At 44.5% G+C, this 16504-nt stretch carries 14 protein-coding genes; 4 read left to right on the forward strand and 10 right to left on the reverse strand.

Annotated features, from left to right (window positions below; translation table 11 throughout):
* The first annotated feature begins 111 nt into the window (after positions 1–111).
* The gene (locus BJP34_RS18350; protein WP_070393591.1) at positions 112–714 is read left to right on the forward strand and encodes a Uma2 family endonuclease; all 603 of its coding nucleotides are present in this window, start codon (positions 112–114) and stop codon (positions 712–714) included.
* 94 nt (positions 715–808) lie between these two features.
* Positions 809–2776 carry a DNA primase gene (gene dnaG, locus BJP34_RS18355; protein WP_070393592.1) on the forward strand — a complete coding sequence of 656 codons (1968 nt, stop codon included), beginning with the start codon at positions 809–811 and terminating at the stop codon, positions 2774–2776.
* A gap of 174 nt (positions 2777–2950) precedes the next feature.
* On the opposite strand, the gene BJP34_RS43650 is transcribed toward dnaG, so the two are convergent.
* The 3 genes from BJP34_RS43650 to tnpA form a co-directional block, all read right to left on the reverse strand.
* Positions 2951–3127 (reverse strand): hypothetical protein, encoded by a 177-nt coding sequence (locus BJP34_RS43650; RefSeq protein ID WP_158517293.1) that lies wholly within the window; start codon positions 3125–3127, stop codon positions 2951–2953.
* Between the two features lie 92 nt (positions 3128–3219).
* Positions 3220–3819 carry a hypothetical protein gene (locus tag BJP34_RS18360; protein WP_070393593.1) on the reverse strand — a complete coding sequence of 200 codons (600 nt, stop codon included), beginning with the start codon at positions 3817–3819 and terminating at the stop codon, positions 3220–3222.
* Positions 3820–3889: 70 nt separating this feature from the next.
* A complete protein-coding gene (gene tnpA, locus BJP34_RS18365) occupies positions 3890–4309 on the reverse strand; it encodes an IS200/IS605 family transposase (RefSeq protein WP_070390947.1) in 420 nt (139 codons plus the stop codon).
* 52 nt (positions 4310–4361) lie between these two features.
* On the opposite strand from tnpA, the gene BJP34_RS18370 reads away from it, so the two are divergent.
* Positions 4362–5708, forward strand: coding sequence for an IS200/IS605 family accessory protein TnpB-related protein (locus tag BJP34_RS18370; protein WP_070390948.1), 1347 nt, complete (start codon positions 4362–4364; stop codon positions 5706–5708).
* A 306-nt stretch (positions 5709–6014) separates the two neighbouring features.
* Positions 6015–10136, forward strand: a complete 4122-nt coding sequence (locus tag BJP34_RS18375; protein WP_070393594.1) for a filamentous hemagglutinin N-terminal domain-containing protein — start codon at positions 6015–6017, stop codon at positions 10134–10136.
* Between the two features lie 398 nt (positions 10137–10534).
* Here the strand turns inward: BJP34_RS18375 and BJP34_RS18380 are convergent, their stop codons facing one another.
* The 7 genes from BJP34_RS18380 to BJP34_RS18400 all read right to left on the reverse strand — a co-directional run bounded on the left by BJP34_RS18380 (position 10535) and on the right by BJP34_RS18400 (position 16095).
* Entirely contained in the window at positions 10535–11389 is an 855-nt protein-coding gene (locus BJP34_RS18380) for an ion channel (protein WP_070393595.1), read from the reverse strand.
* Between the two features lie 16 nt (positions 11390–11405).
* A complete protein-coding gene (locus BJP34_RS49065; protein WP_267876305.1) occupies positions 11406–11528 on the reverse strand; it encodes a hypothetical protein in 123 nt (40 codons plus the stop codon).
* A gap of 180 nt (positions 11529–11708) precedes the next feature.
* Complete coding sequence (locus tag BJP34_RS18385) at positions 11709–12236, reverse strand: hypothetical protein (RefSeq protein ID WP_149031044.1); 528 nt, start codon at positions 12234–12236, stop codon at positions 11709–11711.
* 258 nt (positions 12237–12494) lie between these two features.
* Complete coding sequence (locus tag BJP34_RS40150) at positions 12495–12713, reverse strand: hypothetical protein (protein ID WP_149031045.1); 219 nt, start codon at positions 12711–12713, stop codon at positions 12495–12497.
* A 5-nt stretch (positions 12714–12718) separates the two neighbouring features.
* Positions 12719–13474 (reverse strand): hypothetical protein, encoded by a 756-nt coding sequence (locus BJP34_RS18390; protein WP_070393597.1) that lies wholly within the window; start codon positions 13472–13474, stop codon positions 12719–12721.
* Positions 13475–13789: 315 nt separating this feature from the next.
* Positions 13790–14536, reverse strand: coding sequence for a DsbA family protein (locus BJP34_RS18395; RefSeq protein ID WP_070396749.1), 747 nt, complete (start codon positions 14534–14536; stop codon positions 13790–13792).
* Positions 14537–14667: 131 nt separating this feature from the next.
* Entirely contained in the window at positions 14668–16095 is a 1428-nt protein-coding gene (locus BJP34_RS18400) for a M15 family metallopeptidase (RefSeq protein ID WP_070393598.1), read from the reverse strand.
* Between the last annotated feature and the right edge of the window lie 409 nt (positions 16096–16504).

Genomic DNA, 16504 nt, shown 5'->3' on the forward strand with positions numbered 1-16504 from the left:
GTCTGGCCCACAGCTGTCATACTGAAATGGCACTAAACCTTAGAACCACTCTGGGCGCTCCCCTTAGAATAGAACAAACTCCCCACAGTGCTCGAAGCCACTTAATTAGTCATGACAGTAGCCACCACACCTGTTGATACCAGTCCGATTGTGCTGAGGATGCCCCCAGCACTGGCTATGGATGATGACCAGTTCTTGGAATTTTGTCAGATTAACCGGGAATTACGCATTGAACGCACATCGGCAGGGGAAATCATAATTATGTCTCCAACGGGGGGAGTGACAGGAAACCGAAATTTCAAACTAATTCAACAGCTTGCCAACTGGACGGATGACGACGGTACAGGCATTGGCTTTGATTCCTCTACTGGTTTCAAGCTTCCCAATGGTGCAGAACGTTCCCCTGATGCTTCGTGGATTAAGCTAGAGCGTTGGGATACCATCCCAACTGAGAAACAGGAAAGGTTTGCTCCCATCTGTCCTGATTTTGTGGTGGAGTTACGCTCTCCTAGTGACAAGCTACAAACCTTGCAAAATAAAGTGACCGAGTATATCGATAATGGCGCAAAGCTCGGCTGGCTGATAGACCGCAAGCATCGAGGGGTCTATGTTTATCGTCCTGGGATGGAAACCGAACGGTTAGACAATCCTGCTACTGTTAGCGGTGAGCCGGTTTTACCGGGTTTTGTGCTGAAGCTGGAGAAAATTTGGTAAGGCTAAACCATAGAAGCTCAGGCATTTTCTGATTGGTGTGAGTATGGTGGCACAATTAAAAACACCCTGTTGATTGTAACCACGTAATCGAGCAATGAACATTCCACGGCTACACCCAAACACTATTGAAGCAGTTAAGGAACGGTCTGACATTGTGGATGTCATCTCGGAGCATGTGGTATTGCGCAAGCGTGGCAGAGACCATGTCGGTCTGTGCCCTTTCCATGAGGAAAAAACTCCCAGTTTCACGGTCAGTCCCTCTAAACAACTGTATTACTGCTTCGGCTGCCAAGCTGGGGGGAATGCGATTAAATTCCTGATGGAGATTGGCAAGCACTCTTTCTCAGATGTGGTGCTGGATTTAGCACAGCGCTACCAGGTTCCAGTCCAAACCCTGCAACCGGAACAGCGGGAGCAATTACAACGGCAACTTTCTCTACAAGAGCAACTCTACGAGATTCTGGCCTTAGCCACAGCTTTCTATCAACATGCCCTCAGACAACCCCAAGGACAACAGGCCCTAGAGTATTTGCACGGTCAAAGGGGTCTGAGTGAGGAAACCATCATTACCTTCGAGCTAGGGTATGCTCCAGCTAGTTGGCAAACCATCTACCGCTATCTGGTGGAACACAAACGGAAGCCAGTGAAGCTAGTTGAGCAAGCGGGATTGATTAAGCCTCGGGACAATGGTGGGTATTATGATGGCTTTCGCGATCGCATTATGATTCCCATCCACGACACCCAAGGTCGAGTGATTGGCTTTGGTGGTAGAAGTCTCGGGGATGAGCAACCGAAATACCTCAACTCTCCAGAAACTCCCCTGTTTGATAAAAGTAAAACCCTCTTTGCCCTAGATAAAGCTCGTAATTCCATTACCAAGCAAGACCAAGCTGTAGTGGTGGAAGGATATTTTGATGCGATCGCACTCCATGCTGCAGGAATTACTAATACAGTCGCCTCCCTTGGTACCGCTTTTAGTTTAGATCAAGTCCGGCAACTATCGCGCTATACTGAATCCAAGCAAATTGTGCTCAACTTTGATGCCGATGCTGCTGGTACCACTGCTGCCCAAAGAGCCATTGGAGAAATGGCTAACCTAGCTTACCAAGGACTTGTGCAGCTACGGGTACTGAACTTACCGGATGGCAAAGATGCTGATGAATTCCTCAAATCTGCTCCTGACGCTACGGAACAATACCAACAACTGTTGCTTAATGCTCCCTTGTGGCTGGATTGGCAGATTAATCAACTCCTGATTGGCAAAGACCTCCAACAAGCCAATCAATTTCAGCAAGTCGCCCAAGCGATGGTTAAGTTACTCAATCAACTCGATGACATAAACCAGCTCACTTATTATATTAACTACTGTGCTCAAATTCTCAGTCAAGGACAAGGGAAACTAGTCTCTCTCTACATCGAAAATTTACAAACTCAACTCCAAAAACCCCTGAGAGCTGCCTTTAAGAAATCCTCACCTCGGTTAAAGAAACCGAAACAACAGGGTAATCAAGACTCAAACCTACCTGTTGGTAAAGAGCGCACCCTTTTAGAACGAGCCGAAGCCTTACTATTACGGATTTATTTACACTGTCCAGACTATCGACAAACAATTATTGATACTCTAGACCAGGGAGATTTACTGTTTAGTCTTTCTCACCATCGATTCTTGTGGCAACAAATTATTGAACTGCAAGGGATAGGGACACAATTTAACACTACCACCCCTGAACAGCTCATCTCCCGTTTACAAGACCGGAGTTTACAATTTCCTAGGGAAATGACTCAAGTGGCTCATCTGTTTCATCTTGACGAAGCCTGTACAGAAGATATTTTGCGAGCCCCGATGGTAATACAAGCTGCAGCAGCTTCCCTAGAAATAGTAGCCTTGGAAAAACATCGGCGCTATTGTTTAGAGCAATGGCAAAAAATTGACCTTAGTAATGATTCGCAACGTAAGCAATACTATTGGCAGGAATGTCAAGATGCTAATCGCAGGCTGATCGAATTAGAGAAGATACGTCAGGTCGGTATTTCAGATCTATTAACTATAAATTCATTATAGAATTGGCGTTGCTTCATAAGAGGATATCTCCCAAGTTTTTTGATACTGAATTTTGCCCCCCTAGCCCCCCAACTTTGGGGGAAGAGTCAATTTGCTTCTAAAAGTCCCCCGCCCCCCTAACCCCCCAAGCGAGCAATCCCTCGCTTGGGGGGAATTAGCGGATGCTTCGCTTTTTTACAGATGGGGACCAACGGGGGCTTGGATGTAGCAAATAATACTTCTCAGACAACCTCTAATGGAATGATTTGAAGAGTTTTGTGGAATGGGCATCAGGCGTGGAAGCGATGCAGCGCGGTCTTGGGGGTCTCCCCCATGAGCGACTGCCGTGGTTTCCCCCATGAGCGACTGCATCAAGACACAGGCATCTTGCCTGTTACAGTTTTCGGGCAGGCAGGATGCCCACCCAACTCCTATTCATTCCTTAATTCAGCAACGCCAATATATCAATAATTGCGATGATATCGATCATTATCTCTGTATCCTGCATTGTCTATGTTATTATTACCATTTCGATTTCCAGGAAATGTCTGAGGGTCAACCACGCATCGGAAAGAGTGAGGTCTTCCGTCCCGAAAATCTTTTGTCCCACCACCACAGACAAATTTTTCATTAATCGGTTGACCATTAATTGTGCCTTTTACCCGAAAACCGTAAGCACCGTCATGGGTAGGTTTGAACCAAGTATTATAACGGTTTTCAGTACGAAAGGCTTTTCGGAGTTCACCCTTGAGTTTGGCTTTACGAATCACCTGAGCATCAAATTTATCTTCTTTGAGATACAGCACATAGACATCAAGATCTATTTTGTCTTCTTTGTCTGTGTCTACAGGAGAGTCATCAGCAGCATTGCGGAGAATAACATCAACCGCATTCACCACATCCTCAAAAGCTGGTTCGTTTTTAAAGCCCACAGTGACTTTATATGCTCCCACCACTCTTGTTTCATGAGCGCGGGCTGGGATGGCAGATAGCGCCATCATGCCAATCAGTGCCGCCGTTTTACAGGCAGATTTAATTTGACGAATTGTCAAAGAAAGTGTCATCGAATATATTTGAACAAAAATGCGACGCATTCCCCCACCTCGTCCAGGTGGGGGTTAAGGAGCAAGTCAATCAATCGTCGTAACCTTGGTTTTCTATATATTGCTTTAGAACCGAAAGGGGGGCTCCTCCACAAGAAACAGCACTAAATCCCCTTTTCCAGAAGACTGGCTTCCAGTAATAGGGAGCCAATTCTTTTGCGTATCTTTTTCTAATCTCTCTACTGGTCACTGTCTTAAGGGTGTTGCAAAGCTTGGAAATTGATACCTTAGGGGCTAAATCAATTAGGAGATGGATATGATCATTTGTCCCCAAGTCCGCCTTGGCATCCTCAAGGATGCAGTTATTTTTCTCGCAGATGCTTTTTGCCAAGTCTAAGATGTCCTCTTCTATGTCCCCAGTAATTACTGGATGGCGGTACTTAGTGACAAACACTATGTGAATCTTGATTAACGAAACAGTGTGAGCGAAAGAGCGAAAGGCGGTTGACATTTTGTGATACTATAGGTTAATATAGTGACATATTAGCAATTCCGTTGAGATTGTGAAAACACCAACTCAGATCATTCGCACCGACAAATGGAGGCTTAACGCAACTAGTGAGCAGCGTCTGCTGTTCACTGAGACGGTTAAAGTCTATCGTCGTGCTTGCAGATACTTGGTTGGTATTATTTACACTCACTGGAGTAAATTCGGGAACTTAACGGCGGATCAGCTGACTCCTGCTGTCGAGAAACTAATGCATCAGACAGCTAAGCGTCCCAGTGTCAAGTATCCTCAGTTCAACAAAGCTTTTTATAAATTTCCCAGCTATTACCGTCGTTCTGCGCTCGCATTTGCGGCGGGTCAAGTTAGTAGTTTTGTGACCCGTTACCGAGAATGGCAAGCAGGCACTAGGAAACTACCTAATGCCAGTCCTCCGAAACTGAATGCTGACACTGGCTGTTACCCAGCTTTATATAAAGGCCAATGCTATAAACTACACCGATTCAATCAAGTCGAAATCAAAGTCTTTAACGGCTCTGACTGGGTCTGGACTACCGTTCAAATTACCGGATTAAGAGAGCGTCATCAGGTGGCAACCAATAAGATGTTGTCACCATCTTTGATATTTAATGAAAGAGCTTGCCATCTGTCAGTTCCGTTTAGTTGCAAGCCAGAAAAACGGAAACCAGAGGCTAATGTAACAGCGGTAGATCTCGGAATTAATACTACTGCAACGATATCGGTTGTAACCCACAGTGGCACTGTAATCCACCGAGATTTCATCCATCCGGGGAGAGACATAGACCGCAGGGACAAGCGACTGAAGTCTGTATCTATGCGTGCATCTAAAACCATGGGGAAGGGTGGCAGACTTCACAAGGGTTTTTGTTCTAAGACCTACCAAAAATGCCAAAGAATCAACAACCAAATCAGTCATGTAGTCTCTAGGCGAATTGTTGAGATTGCTGAAAAGTTTAACTCCGAAGCGATTGTGTTTGAGAACCTTAAGGCATGGAAGCCAAAAGGGGGACGAAAACGGTCTAACCTTCGGCAAAGATTTCACGGATGGCTCAAGGCAAAAATTCGCGATTTTACGCTTGAGAAATGGGCTGAGTTAGGAGGCAAAGTAATAGAGGTTGTTGCAGCATATACCTCAAAGCTTGCCTATGATGGTTCAGGCATTGTTAAACGTGACTCAGGAAATTATGCCCTAGCAACTTTCTCCTCAGGTAAGCAATTCAATGCCGACTTAAACGGTGCTTACAATATCGGCGCTAGAGGTGTGCTTAAACTCGTTCGCAGAAATGACAACGAGGGTCGTTTCAGCAAAAGCTCTGGACGACCGCCTAGAAGCTGGGCTTGTCTGTGTGATTTGTGGGCTGCGGCTAGCCCTAGATTAGCATAGGACACCCCCACCTCGGTTTACCAGGTGGGGGAAGCTTCATTAGTATCAACATACTGTGCCTTTCCTATTCAAATCTATTTTTATCAATTATCTTATTAAATTTTGATTAAAATCATATTTTAACTAACATCTCGCACTTCACCATGTAGTATTAATAGAACACGGAAGCGGCAATGAAACAGCCCTGGGGCTAGGCAGGCGAAATTTGCTGTAATTGAAGGTACCAGCTCTGAGTTCATCACAGGTGTTCCTCTGACCAACAGTGCCGGGAACTCTAGGACTGAGACTAATCGGCCAGAGCTATCCATGAAATCCGTATGCATCCCCCAATCCCACAAAGCTAATCCCCTCACAGAAAGCCTACCCAGAGAACCCATTTCACTAATGCAATTGGGCTTAGTGGGATTACTCGAAGTTAGTAGTCTATGTTTATTACTCGCCTCACCTACCCTCGCTCAAATTACCCCAGATAGCACTTTGGGGAATGAAAATTCTCAGGTTACTCCCAATCAGACTATCCGTGGTGCAGTAGCCGATTTAATCGAAGGGGGAGCCATACGAGATAGTAACTTATTCCACAGTTTTTTAGAATTTAATGTTGGTAATGGTCAACGAGTGTATTTTGCTAATCCCGATGGCATTACTAATATTTTGACTCGTGTCACCGGCAGCACCCTCTCTCAAATTCTGGGCACCTTAGGAGTAAACGGTAGCGCTAATTTATTCTTGCTTAATCCCAATGGTATTAACTTTGGAACCAATGCGAGCTTAGATGTCGCAGGCTCCTTTGTCGCTAGCACTGCTGATAGTGCAATGTTTGACAATGGTTTCAACTTTAGCGCTAGTGATCCACAGGCTCCACCATTGTTAACCATTAATATTCCTATCGGTTTGCAATATGGTAGCAATCCTGGCTCAGTCAACGTTAGAGGAGCTACTTTAGGCATCGAGACCGGGCAAACCATGGCCTTACTTGGGGGTGAGGTGAATCTCAATGGTGCCACCGTTGAAGTGCCAGGGGGACGGGTAGAATTAGGAGGATTATCCAGTCCAGGAACAGTTACGCGAGCTGGCGCAACATCGGTTAGTTTTCCCGATGGAGTTCAACGAGCTAATGTTTCTTTGACTAATGGTAGCTTGGTAGATGTCACTAATGTTAATGGCGGAACTATTGCCATCAATGGTGCTAACTTCTTGATGTCTCAATCTACTTTACAAGCTGGATTGACTTCAGGAGCATCCATACCAGATGCCGTAGCTGGCAATATTACTATTAACGCTCAAGGTAATAGCAATCTCAGTGACAGGAGTTTAATTGCTAATGATTTACTAACGGGAGCCATCGGCAATGGCGGAAACATCCAGCTAACCACTAGCGCTCTTAGTATCACTGGTGGCTCAAGAATTCAAACCGTTACCAATAGCAATGGGGCATCAGGAGATATTGAGATTAATGCTAATGGTGCCATTGATATCTCTGGTTTCACTGAAGATGGGTTATTTAGTGGGATTCTGACTCGTTCCGCTGCTGACACTAGTGGCACAGGAGGCAACATTACTATTAATAATGCCCAAGGGTCACTCAATCTAGCTAATCGGGGGTTTATCGGTACAGTTACCAACAGTAGTAGTAATGGCGGTGCGATCGCACTCGATCTCAATACCTTAGTCCTTGAAACGGGCGGACAGATTATCACCCTTACCACCAATCTAGGCAATGCTGGAGATATCACCATTAACGCTACCGAAAGCGTTACTATCTCTGGGGAAAGTCGGGATTTTGTCCCTAATCGTTTGTTGGACTTAGAACCCTTTGACTTAAATGATCTGGAGTTTATTACTGACCCCAATCCCAACGTGGCTGAATCTGGACCATTGGGAATACCCTATGTGTCCATTGAACGGACTCCAGAACAGATTATTAATGGCACCACTGTCTTGGGTACAGCAGAAAATCAAGTCGATTACTTCTCCTTCAGTATCACGAATAGCAACAGTCGAGCTATTTTCGACATCGACAATGGCCTTACAGAGGAAGACGGTAGCCTAGTTACCAAGATTTTCCTGTTTAATCAAGGTACAGGAGAATTATTAGAGGTCAATAATTTTTCTTTGGTTACTGATGGTGCTGGTGGCAGTTTACCATTCTTTGGCGATTTCACCGCAGACGCCTATATTGATACCACCATCACCTCCCCAGGGGTTTACTTACTCGGAGTCGCTGCCTATGGCTCTGATGCTAGTAATAATGAATTGATCGAAGGCACAACAGCAAAAGTGGGGGACACTTACACCCTGCAAGTGTCTTTAGAAAACCAAGGTACTGAGGGAGTCTCTTTACCCGAAAATCCTTTAAATCCGGCTAACTTTAATCCAAATGTGGAACTCAACAGCGGCTTATTTTCGGAATCGAGAGGCACAGGGGATGGTGGGAGCTTAAGAATTAATACCCCAAAATTGATACTTAACAATGGTGGCATAATTTCTACCGATAGCTTTGATGCAGGTGCTGCTGGCAATATTACCTTCAATGTCGGCTCATTGCTGGAAGTCAATCCATTAAGCTTAATCTCAAGCATTGCCTGGGGTAATGGTAATGCGGGCACAATCGTGATTGATACCAAACAATTGCAGGTGAACGGGGGTATTCTCAGAAGCAACACCTTCAGCTCAGGTAATGCTGGTGATATTACCATTACCGCCACAGAATCTGTGATGCTCTCAGGTACAACACTTTTGGAACCGAATGGGTTAATCCGAAGCCAGAGCCGACCTGGAGCAACTGGGAATTCAGGGATGGTGGTTATTGACACTCCAGTTTTGCAATTGCGTAATGGTGCTCAGATCAGCACGATTAATCGGGGGGATGGGGATGGGGGCAGTATAACAGTAACAGCTAAGGAAGTCTCAGCCATTGGTAGCTCACCTAATCGTAGATTTCCCAGCGCTTTGGCCACAGCTACATTGGGCAAAGGCCCTGGCGGCCATATAACCATTGAAACCGAGCGTTTGGTTGTTAGTGATGGAGCATTCTTTACTTCTGCTACATCTGGAAATTCGGATGCCGGAAATATCACAGTCTACGCTTCCGAGTCCGTAGATGTGATTGGCACTGATGCAAGAGGTCTAATCCCTAGCAACCTATCCACCAGTGGACAAGACCCTTCTACTAATACGCCAATTACTGGGAAGGGGGGCGATATACTGATTGAAACTGGGCGTTTGCGAGTGTCAGAAGGGGGAAGTCTCTTTGCCTCTGCGGTTGGTGCTGGGGATGCTGGCAATATTACCATTCGCGCCACTGAGGTGGAGATCAGTGATGCTTTTGAAGGTTTTACTGACCTGGTCAGTGGTGTGTTCGTTTCCGTGCGTCCAGGAGCCACTGGCGATGGCGGTGAATTAAGGATAGATGCTGAACGGTTGCACATCTTCGATGGTGGACAGCTGATTGCTTCTAGCTTAGGGGATGGTGCAGCTGGGGATATCATCCTCAATGTTAATGACATAGAGGTCACTGGTATTTCAGAGGAAGGTCGGTTTCCTAGTCAGATTGCTGCCTTCTCAGAGGGTAACTCTCCTGCGGGTTCGGTGACCATTACCAGCAATAACTTGACCGTTCGCGATCGCGCCGAAATTTCGGTCAGTGCTCGTGGTAATGGGGATAATGCCAAGGCAGGTAATCTCGACATTACTGCATTGTCGATTGTATTAGATCAATCCGCTACCCTTTCTGCGGAAGTCAGTGCTGGGGACAAAGGCAATATTATCCTGGATTCCGAGCTGATTGTAATGGGCGATCGCAGTAACATCACTACCAATGCCGAAGGTGCTGCCACTGGGGGGAATATTACTATCGATACTGATTTGCTAGTGGCTCTAGACAATAGCGATATCACTGCCAATGCGGAAGATAGCTTTGGGGGACGAGTAATTATCAATGCCTTAGGCATTTTTGGCACTGAATTTCGAGAAGAACTTACTCCAGAAAGTGATATTACCGCCTCTTCCCAACTCGGAGCTTCTTTTAGCGGTACTGTGGAAATTAATGCACCTGACCCTGACCCTAGCGCAGGATTATTCGAGCTACCGGAAACTTTTGTTAATCCCAAACTGCTAGTTGCCACTGGTTGCGCTACCAATCAGGGCAATCAATTTGTCCAAACTGGGCGGGGTGGCTTACCCACAGACCCCACTCAACCTCTTGTGGGTGAAACCCTGTGGATGGATTTACGGCCATTACCTCGCCATATCGCTCGCCGCCGGAAAAATCGTAATCATGCTTCCAATACAGGTAACTCGCGTCGGTCTAGAATTATTGAAGCTAATCGATGGATTATTAATAAAGACGGAGTGGTGGAGTTAGTGGCTGATTCAGTTCAGTCGAGTCCGTTCATTTCCTGGTTTGATCCTTATTATTGCGTACGGTAACAGCATTTGGGTAATAGAAATGCTATACAGCAAAGGGAACAGAGAATAGGGAACAGGGAATAGGGAATAGGGAACAGGGATAAGAAAATTGCAGGGTGCATCTCAATGCATGCTATTTGACGCGGTGGTGCGTTACGGGACGGACTGTCCCAAAACTTGCTATGGCTTGCGTCTTGGCGAGCCCGTCCCTAACACACCCTAGGCCACTGGTTTGATCCTTATTATTGCGTACGGTAAGCTGTTGTGGATTTAAATTTCACAACAGTAAGGCAAAAGGCAGAAGCGATGCAGTGCGGTCTTCCCTGCTCCCTGCTCCCTGCTCCCTGCTCCGAAGTCCCTACTCCCTAAAACCCAGAATGAAAGTATCTAACCCCATTGAAAAACCCTATAAATTGCTATTATTTAACATCATGAAAGTGACTATAATCAATAATTCTAGTGCCGTCTGATTTATTATGAAACATATCTACAAAACGCCTATCCCACAAAATTTCTGATGCGGTGTAGGAGTGACGACTGTGAATAGTCTGGGAAACCGTTTCATCAATACCGACTAGGGTGATAATAAGTGTGGCTTCCATTTCAGCGAGAGACTCTGGTGTTTCCCCATATAACGGACTACTTTCATCAATTGGATGCATCACTGTCCAAGTTAGAGCAAAGCTAGGGGTTTGGCTACGCAACAGTTTCATGTCGTAGAATCGACGCATGGATTCCCCTTCTAAGGTCACTTCATTGCGCAGCAAACTTACCCTGAGCTGAGCTTCCAAAATCCGATTATCCCGTTCATTGGCAGTGCGGAACATGAGGGTAGTGACCCCATTATGGGGCGCAATCACTGCCCTACGACTGAAGATCACTCTGGCAGTAGGGCGAGAGAAGCGGGCAAACATGAGTCCGGTTGCCATGGCTAGGGCCATCAAACCCACTAGAGCTTCTATGGTAACGATGATATTAGCATAAGAGGTGACGGGATACATGGCACCATAACCAATAGATGCCATGGTCTGAACGCTGAAGAAAAAGACATCTAAAAAAGCACCTGGACGGGCATTTTCAATACAATTTCCTCCAGCTAGGTACAATAGGGCAAAGACAATGTTTATGGTTAAATAACAAACCGCAATTAGCCCGAAAAATATCGGCCAATTAACGGTCAGCATTATATGATAAGGGTCACGCCAATGGTTATGGGATGACCCTTTGATAATTATGTCTAATTGTCTAGGTCTAGTGCGTTTTCCGATGCGCATCTTCGTTAGTTTAAACTTATTTAGCAAAGGGAACAGGGAACAGGGAACAGGGAACAGGGAACAGAGTTGCGTAGGGTGCGTTAGGGGGAGCCTCATTTTCCGCCTCTAGCCCTTGGTTATGTTGCTGCCCGTAACGCACCACCTTATCAAACAACAAAAATGAGATGCACCCACAGCGGATCTGGGAACAGGGAACAGGGAATAGAGAGTAGGAAAGAGTAAATGGGATTGCTATTAATTTAAATTAAATCTTTTAACTTTTAACTTTTAACTATAATCAGATATTATTTCACTCCTTAATACTGTTTAGATGAGATGATTACTTTTTTAAAATATTTATCGATTGATTGACTTGATTTATTAGTGTTTTACTATTAGCGTTTATTTTGAGATTTTGTAAAGCAGAAATAGCCTCTGTTTTTACCAGTTGGTTTTTAGAATTAGTTGCCAAGTCTTCCAAGGACTCAACCGCCTGTTGCTTCACAGTAGTATCTTTAGACTCTTTTGCTACTGCTTCTATAGTTTGAATAGCATTTTTCTTAACCTGAAGGTCTGCGGAATTGTTTCCTAATGTTTTTATATCTTTAATAACCTCTTTTTGAACCTTGGTCTCTTTTGAGGTTATTGCTAATTTTTGATTAGCTGCCATCGTTGCTTGTATGGCTTGATTTTGTTGCTGCCTAGCTTCTTGAACTTCAAGGTTCAAATTAGTAATGGTTGATGCTGTGCTAAATACACTAGGGAAAAACAATCCCAACATTAAAGCTAAGCCAATCACCTTGAATTTGGATTTCCTAAATACTAAAACATCACTCAACAAAAACGTCCCAATCACAGCACTAATCATACCTAGAAACAGGTTTGCTGGTAGCAAACACAAAAAGGAGCTACAAGCTGGGGGATTAACTGGTATACTAGAGGGCGGTTGTACTATTTCTAAGACTATTTTGGTTAAGCCACCAATAGCTCCAGGCGCTGCCACATAAGCACCTAGCTCATTCATGGTCATTTCTTCTGACGAGGTTGCTTCTGGTTCATAGGCTTTAGAGATATTGGATTGAGGGTTATTCATCCTGATAATTTTTAAGTTATCTAAATATATAATCTATAGCAAAGGGAGCAGGGAGTAGGGAGTAGGGAGTAGGGAGTAGACTGGTGGTGCGTTAGGGGACGGCCTGTCCCAGGCGCGAAGAGGCGGAAAATCAGAGGCTTTCCGTCTTATCACGCACCCTACATGGCTATAGCGTTTCTCATAGTAATGAGGTACACATAATTTTTTCCCTGTTCCCTGTTCCCTTTTCCCTATTCCCTGAGATTTCCCCATCTGATTTATTCAGTTACTTGACCACGGACTAATGCCCATCCTGTGGTGACCTGACCGTAAGCCCAGGTAATGTAAGGAGCTATACATAACTTAATTAACCAGGGTATCACCATGATTGCGCTAAATATCATCAGCCCCAATACCTTGCTCCCGATGTTCTGAATTCCGTTCACCAACTCCTGCACTCCTGCTACAATTTTTTGGGAATCTGCTCTAAGGGAATCGAGGTTAGGAATACCGCTAACAATAGTATTAAAAACCCTAAGTATTTCCAAATTATCCTTTAACACTGCCTTGACCTGTTGCAAACCAACCACTTGTACTTCAAACCCAGGAATAGTAGGCATAGCCACTGAAACGTCTTTCATCTCGATATTCACCTTAGGCGGAAATCTACCCTTCAATTTGACATTTGGTTTCACCGGAAGATTAACATCTGGGATGCCAAGATCAGGCAAAGTTACTCCTGTAGGAATCTGTTCAACTATCTCTAAAGCTTCTTGCACCTCTGCCTTTACTGTTTTGATTGGTTCTATGATATTAGCAATTTCTTCTTTGGCTTTTTGAGTACTTTCCTTCACCTCCACTAGGGTGTTATTGATTTCCACTAAAGGGCCACTTACTAGACTCTTGATGTCATGTAAAATTGTTAAAAAAGTAATCAAAAATACCACTACTAGGATAATCGGTATTAAGGCATAGATTATCATGACTATACCATTAAGTCGTTGCCTTAAACCACTGCTTTGATCAACTCTCATTTTCTTACCTCTAGTCAATTAATCACGTTGTCTGACTAAGAAAGTATCTTAAATGTTCCTCGATTAGATATTAAGTTTTAAAGAGCGAGTGGTGCGTTACACCGACGGGCTGTGCCAACACTGGCTATTTATAAAACTAGGACGAGCCCGTCTTATCACGCACCCTACCAACTTTTGCCTCTAGCATGCATGCCTCTTGCCTTAGGTTTTAGGGAGCAGGGAGCAGGGAGCAGGGAGCAGGTAAGAGAGAATAGGAAAGAGCCAATAGTCAAACAATTATGTGTACCTCATGAGTCCTAGAAACGCTATACTATATCATGATCTGACCTGTGCCAAAATACTCTCCATTTCTGATAGGTTGAGAGGAACCTGAAGTACTTCTGTGTTTAACATAAAGAAAGGAGTACCCTTAAGAGCCAAGCTCTGAGCTAATTTCAGATCGTCCCTAATCGCAGCTTCCGCTCCAACGCTGATGCGATCGCGATTAAATTGCTCTAGATCGAGATTAAGATTTTGGGCGATCGCCACATACAAATCTTCATCCAAGTTATCTTGCTGCTCAAACAGGGCATCTTCATACTCCCAGAATTTCCCTTGCTGAAAAGCCGCCCAAGCTGCTTTAGCAGCGGGGATTGCTTCAGGATGAATCTGACTTAGGGGCAAATGCTTATATACTAAGGTTACCTGATCGGAATGTTTGTCCATAAACTGCTTTACGCTTTGGTTAGCTTGGGCACAAAATGGACATTGAAAGTCAGAAAACTCCAACAGCACAATGTTATTTTCCGCCACACCAGTAGTAGGAGAATTCCCAATTATCGATGCTGGCTCTGTACTCATTTGCTGCAAAAATGCTTGCCTGGATTGGGCTAGCTCTTGCTGTTTTTCCTGCTGGTAAGCTTGCAGCGACTGTAAAATAGCCTCTGGATTATTCCGGATAATGGTTAATACTTGCGCTTCTAGTTGATCAGGGTTATCAAAGTTGTTGCTGCAACTGCTCAAAGTGAGCAAACACAGGAATAAGCTAACAATAGTTAAGGAAATTCGAGACAAATGTTTCATTTTTAACTGTTTACTGTTTACTAGTAATGACCAACTGTTTACTATAGCATTTTTAATAGTTATGAAGTACAGTCCAATTAAGAACGCCCAGATATCAATGACATAAGTCCTTGAAACCAAGTCAACCACCATCAGCTTTCCTTCGGGAAGCCATCAACAGGAGAGTTGTTCAGTCGTAGTTCAGTTTCAGCATCGAACATGCCATTCTCTTTAATTCGGTCTGTTGGATTGTTCAGATTCCAGAGTTGCTGGAAAGCACGGACAGAATCAGCTCCGATGTAAATGGTATTGCCTCCTCGATAGTCGAAATGTGGAGCGTCTGTTGGTCCATACCATTTCCAGCCATACTTTTCTAGAAAGGGTTTCCAAGCCTGCTCATCGTTAATATCGAGAGCTATACCAGTCTGATGATTACTTCTAGGTGGAGGAGCAACACTGTCTCTGGAAATCCCGCAACGCTGATTACGGGCATGGTTAAAGAGGGCGAGTTGCTGAGCAATAGTGCGATAGGCACTATTCACAGATAATGATCTACCTCTTTCATCAATAGCTTGTTGAAGTGCTTGTTTAGCTGGTAGTTGAAGATAGGGCCAAACAGCGGGTCCCATATCTACATTCAAATCTGCAAAACTGACCAGGGAATTGGGAGCTACGACATTTAGCCTATTGATGAGTTGTTGATCAAGTCCACGAACAGCTGAGGTTGAGCAGCCAGGCATATCCTTAACTTTTATAGAGGTAGAATCTGGTGGAGGGGATGTAAGTGGAACCCAGGTCACTGTTCCAACTGTTCCAGCTGAAATTAGAATAAGTATCCCCAAGGTCCGCCAGTAAACTCTAAAGGATTTTGGTTTTTCCCTAGTCAATTCTTGATTCTTAGGGAGTAGTAAACGAACTCCAGCAACATGAGCGTGATTACCCCAGCGTCGAATTTTATCAAATTCAGCTTTTGCCCCCTCCAAATCACCACGAGCAAATCTGGTCATACCACGACCATAAATCAGCAGCTTCTTAAACTTAGATAGGGGCTCGCTTAAGGTTTCTACCACAGCAGCAATCCGGATTAAATCATCCCGGTCGTGCTGATATGCTCGTGATAGGGCTAATCCTAATCCTTTGGCTGATGCTTTTGGTCGAAGATAAGCCTGGGCTGTCCACCGTTGAGCTTTAGCAAATTCCTGAATATCTGGGTCATCGCTTTCTAGTTGCGGCTGGATATAGACTAACAAAAATTCAGATAACTCTTTAATACGCTGTTCACCAAAATTGTGATTATCTTTGAGATAATTCAGCAGCATCTCCCGGATAGTTGCATCCATTTCATAGATTTCTAATCCCACTTCTTCCCAAAGACCAGAAAACAGTAAATCTGTTACAGCTACCCAAGGAATATCTATCCCTCTCCCCTTGACATCTTGCTGAAAGTTTGTCCAAATACAATACAACAAGTCAGGGGTAATCGCTAATGGTAAAGCAGCGTGACAAGCTAGTAAAAGATGTGCCTCTCCAAAGCGTTTTTTAAAGGATTTAATCTGTCGCTGGATAGTGTCAGTTTTCATGGTTTCATGTTAGATAGCAAAGGGAACAGGGAATAGGGAACAGGGAACAGGGAGTAGGGAGTAGGGAGTAGGGAGTAGGGAGAATAAAATTGAATATAGCTCATTAGTACGAGAAACGCTATATAGTGTTTTTAAATAGATCATGAAAACCAATGCTGACTGATCATGACACCAAAAACTCCTCGGATATCTTGACACTGTTCCCTGTTCCTTTTTTCTATGAATCCTATGTTTACATCTCAAATCAACATGTTATAGCGTTTATCATGGGGTTGCTGATTCTGGGTATGGTTTCTCCCCCCTAGCCCCCCAATTCTGGGGGGAACAAAACTCTTAAAGTCCCTTCCGGTGCGCGCCTCCAAGGGCGAGTAAATCGCCCTTGGGTCGCACCGCAAAGTTGGGGGATTTA

Source organism: Moorena producens PAL-8-15-08-1 (assembly GCF_001767235.1).
In the GTDB taxonomy this organism is placed as follows: domain Bacteria; phylum Cyanobacteriota; class Cyanobacteriia; order Cyanobacteriales; family Coleofasciculaceae; genus Moorena; species Moorena producens_A.

What these genes read in the sequence shown, in the direction of transcription:
- BJP34_RS18380 (WP_070393595.1), bottom strand. Translation starts at nt 11,389, where the DNA reads ATGCGCATCGGAAAACGCACTAGACCTAGACAATTAGACATAATTATC.
- BJP34_RS40150 (WP_149031045.1), bottom strand. Translation starts at nt 12,713, where the DNA reads ATGGGGAAATCTCAGGGAATAGGGAAAAGGGAACAGGGAACAGGGAAA.
- BJP34_RS18390 (WP_070393597.1), bottom strand. Translation starts at nt 13,474, where the DNA reads ATGAGAGTTGATCAAAGCAGTGGTTTAAGGCAACGACTTAATGGTATA.
- BJP34_RS18375 (WP_070393594.1), top strand. Translation starts at nt 6,015, where the DNA reads ATGAAATCCGTATGCATCCCCCAATCCCACAAAGCTAATCCCCTCACA.
- dnaG (WP_070393592.1), top strand. Translation starts at nt 809, where the DNA reads ATGAACATTCCACGGCTACACCCAAACACTATTGAAGCAGTTAAGGAA.
- BJP34_RS18350 (WP_070393591.1), top strand. Translation starts at nt 112, where the DNA reads ATGACAGTAGCCACCACACCTGTTGATACCAGTCCGATTGTGCTGAGG.
- BJP34_RS43650 (WP_158517293.1), bottom strand. Translation starts at nt 3,127, where the DNA reads ATGCAGTCGCTCATGGGGGAAACCACGGCAGTCGCTCATGGGGGAGAC.
- BJP34_RS18385 (WP_149031044.1), bottom strand. Translation starts at nt 12,236, where the DNA reads ATGATTAGTGCTGTGATTGGGACGTTTTTGTTGAGTGATGTTTTAGTA.
- BJP34_RS18360 (WP_070393593.1), bottom strand. Translation starts at nt 3,819, where the DNA reads ATGACACTTTCTTTGACAATTCGTCAAATTAAATCTGCCTGTAAAACG.
- tnpA (WP_070390947.1), bottom strand. Translation starts at nt 4,309, where the DNA reads ATGTCAACCGCCTTTCGCTCTTTCGCTCACACTGTTTCGTTAATCAAG.
- BJP34_RS18400 (WP_070393598.1), bottom strand. Translation starts at nt 16,095, where the DNA reads ATGAAAACTGACACTATCCAGCGACAGATTAAATCCTTTAAAAAACGC.
- BJP34_RS18395 (WP_070396749.1), bottom strand. Translation starts at nt 14,536, where the DNA reads ATGAAACATTTGTCTCGAATTTCCTTAACTATTGTTAGCTTATTCCTG.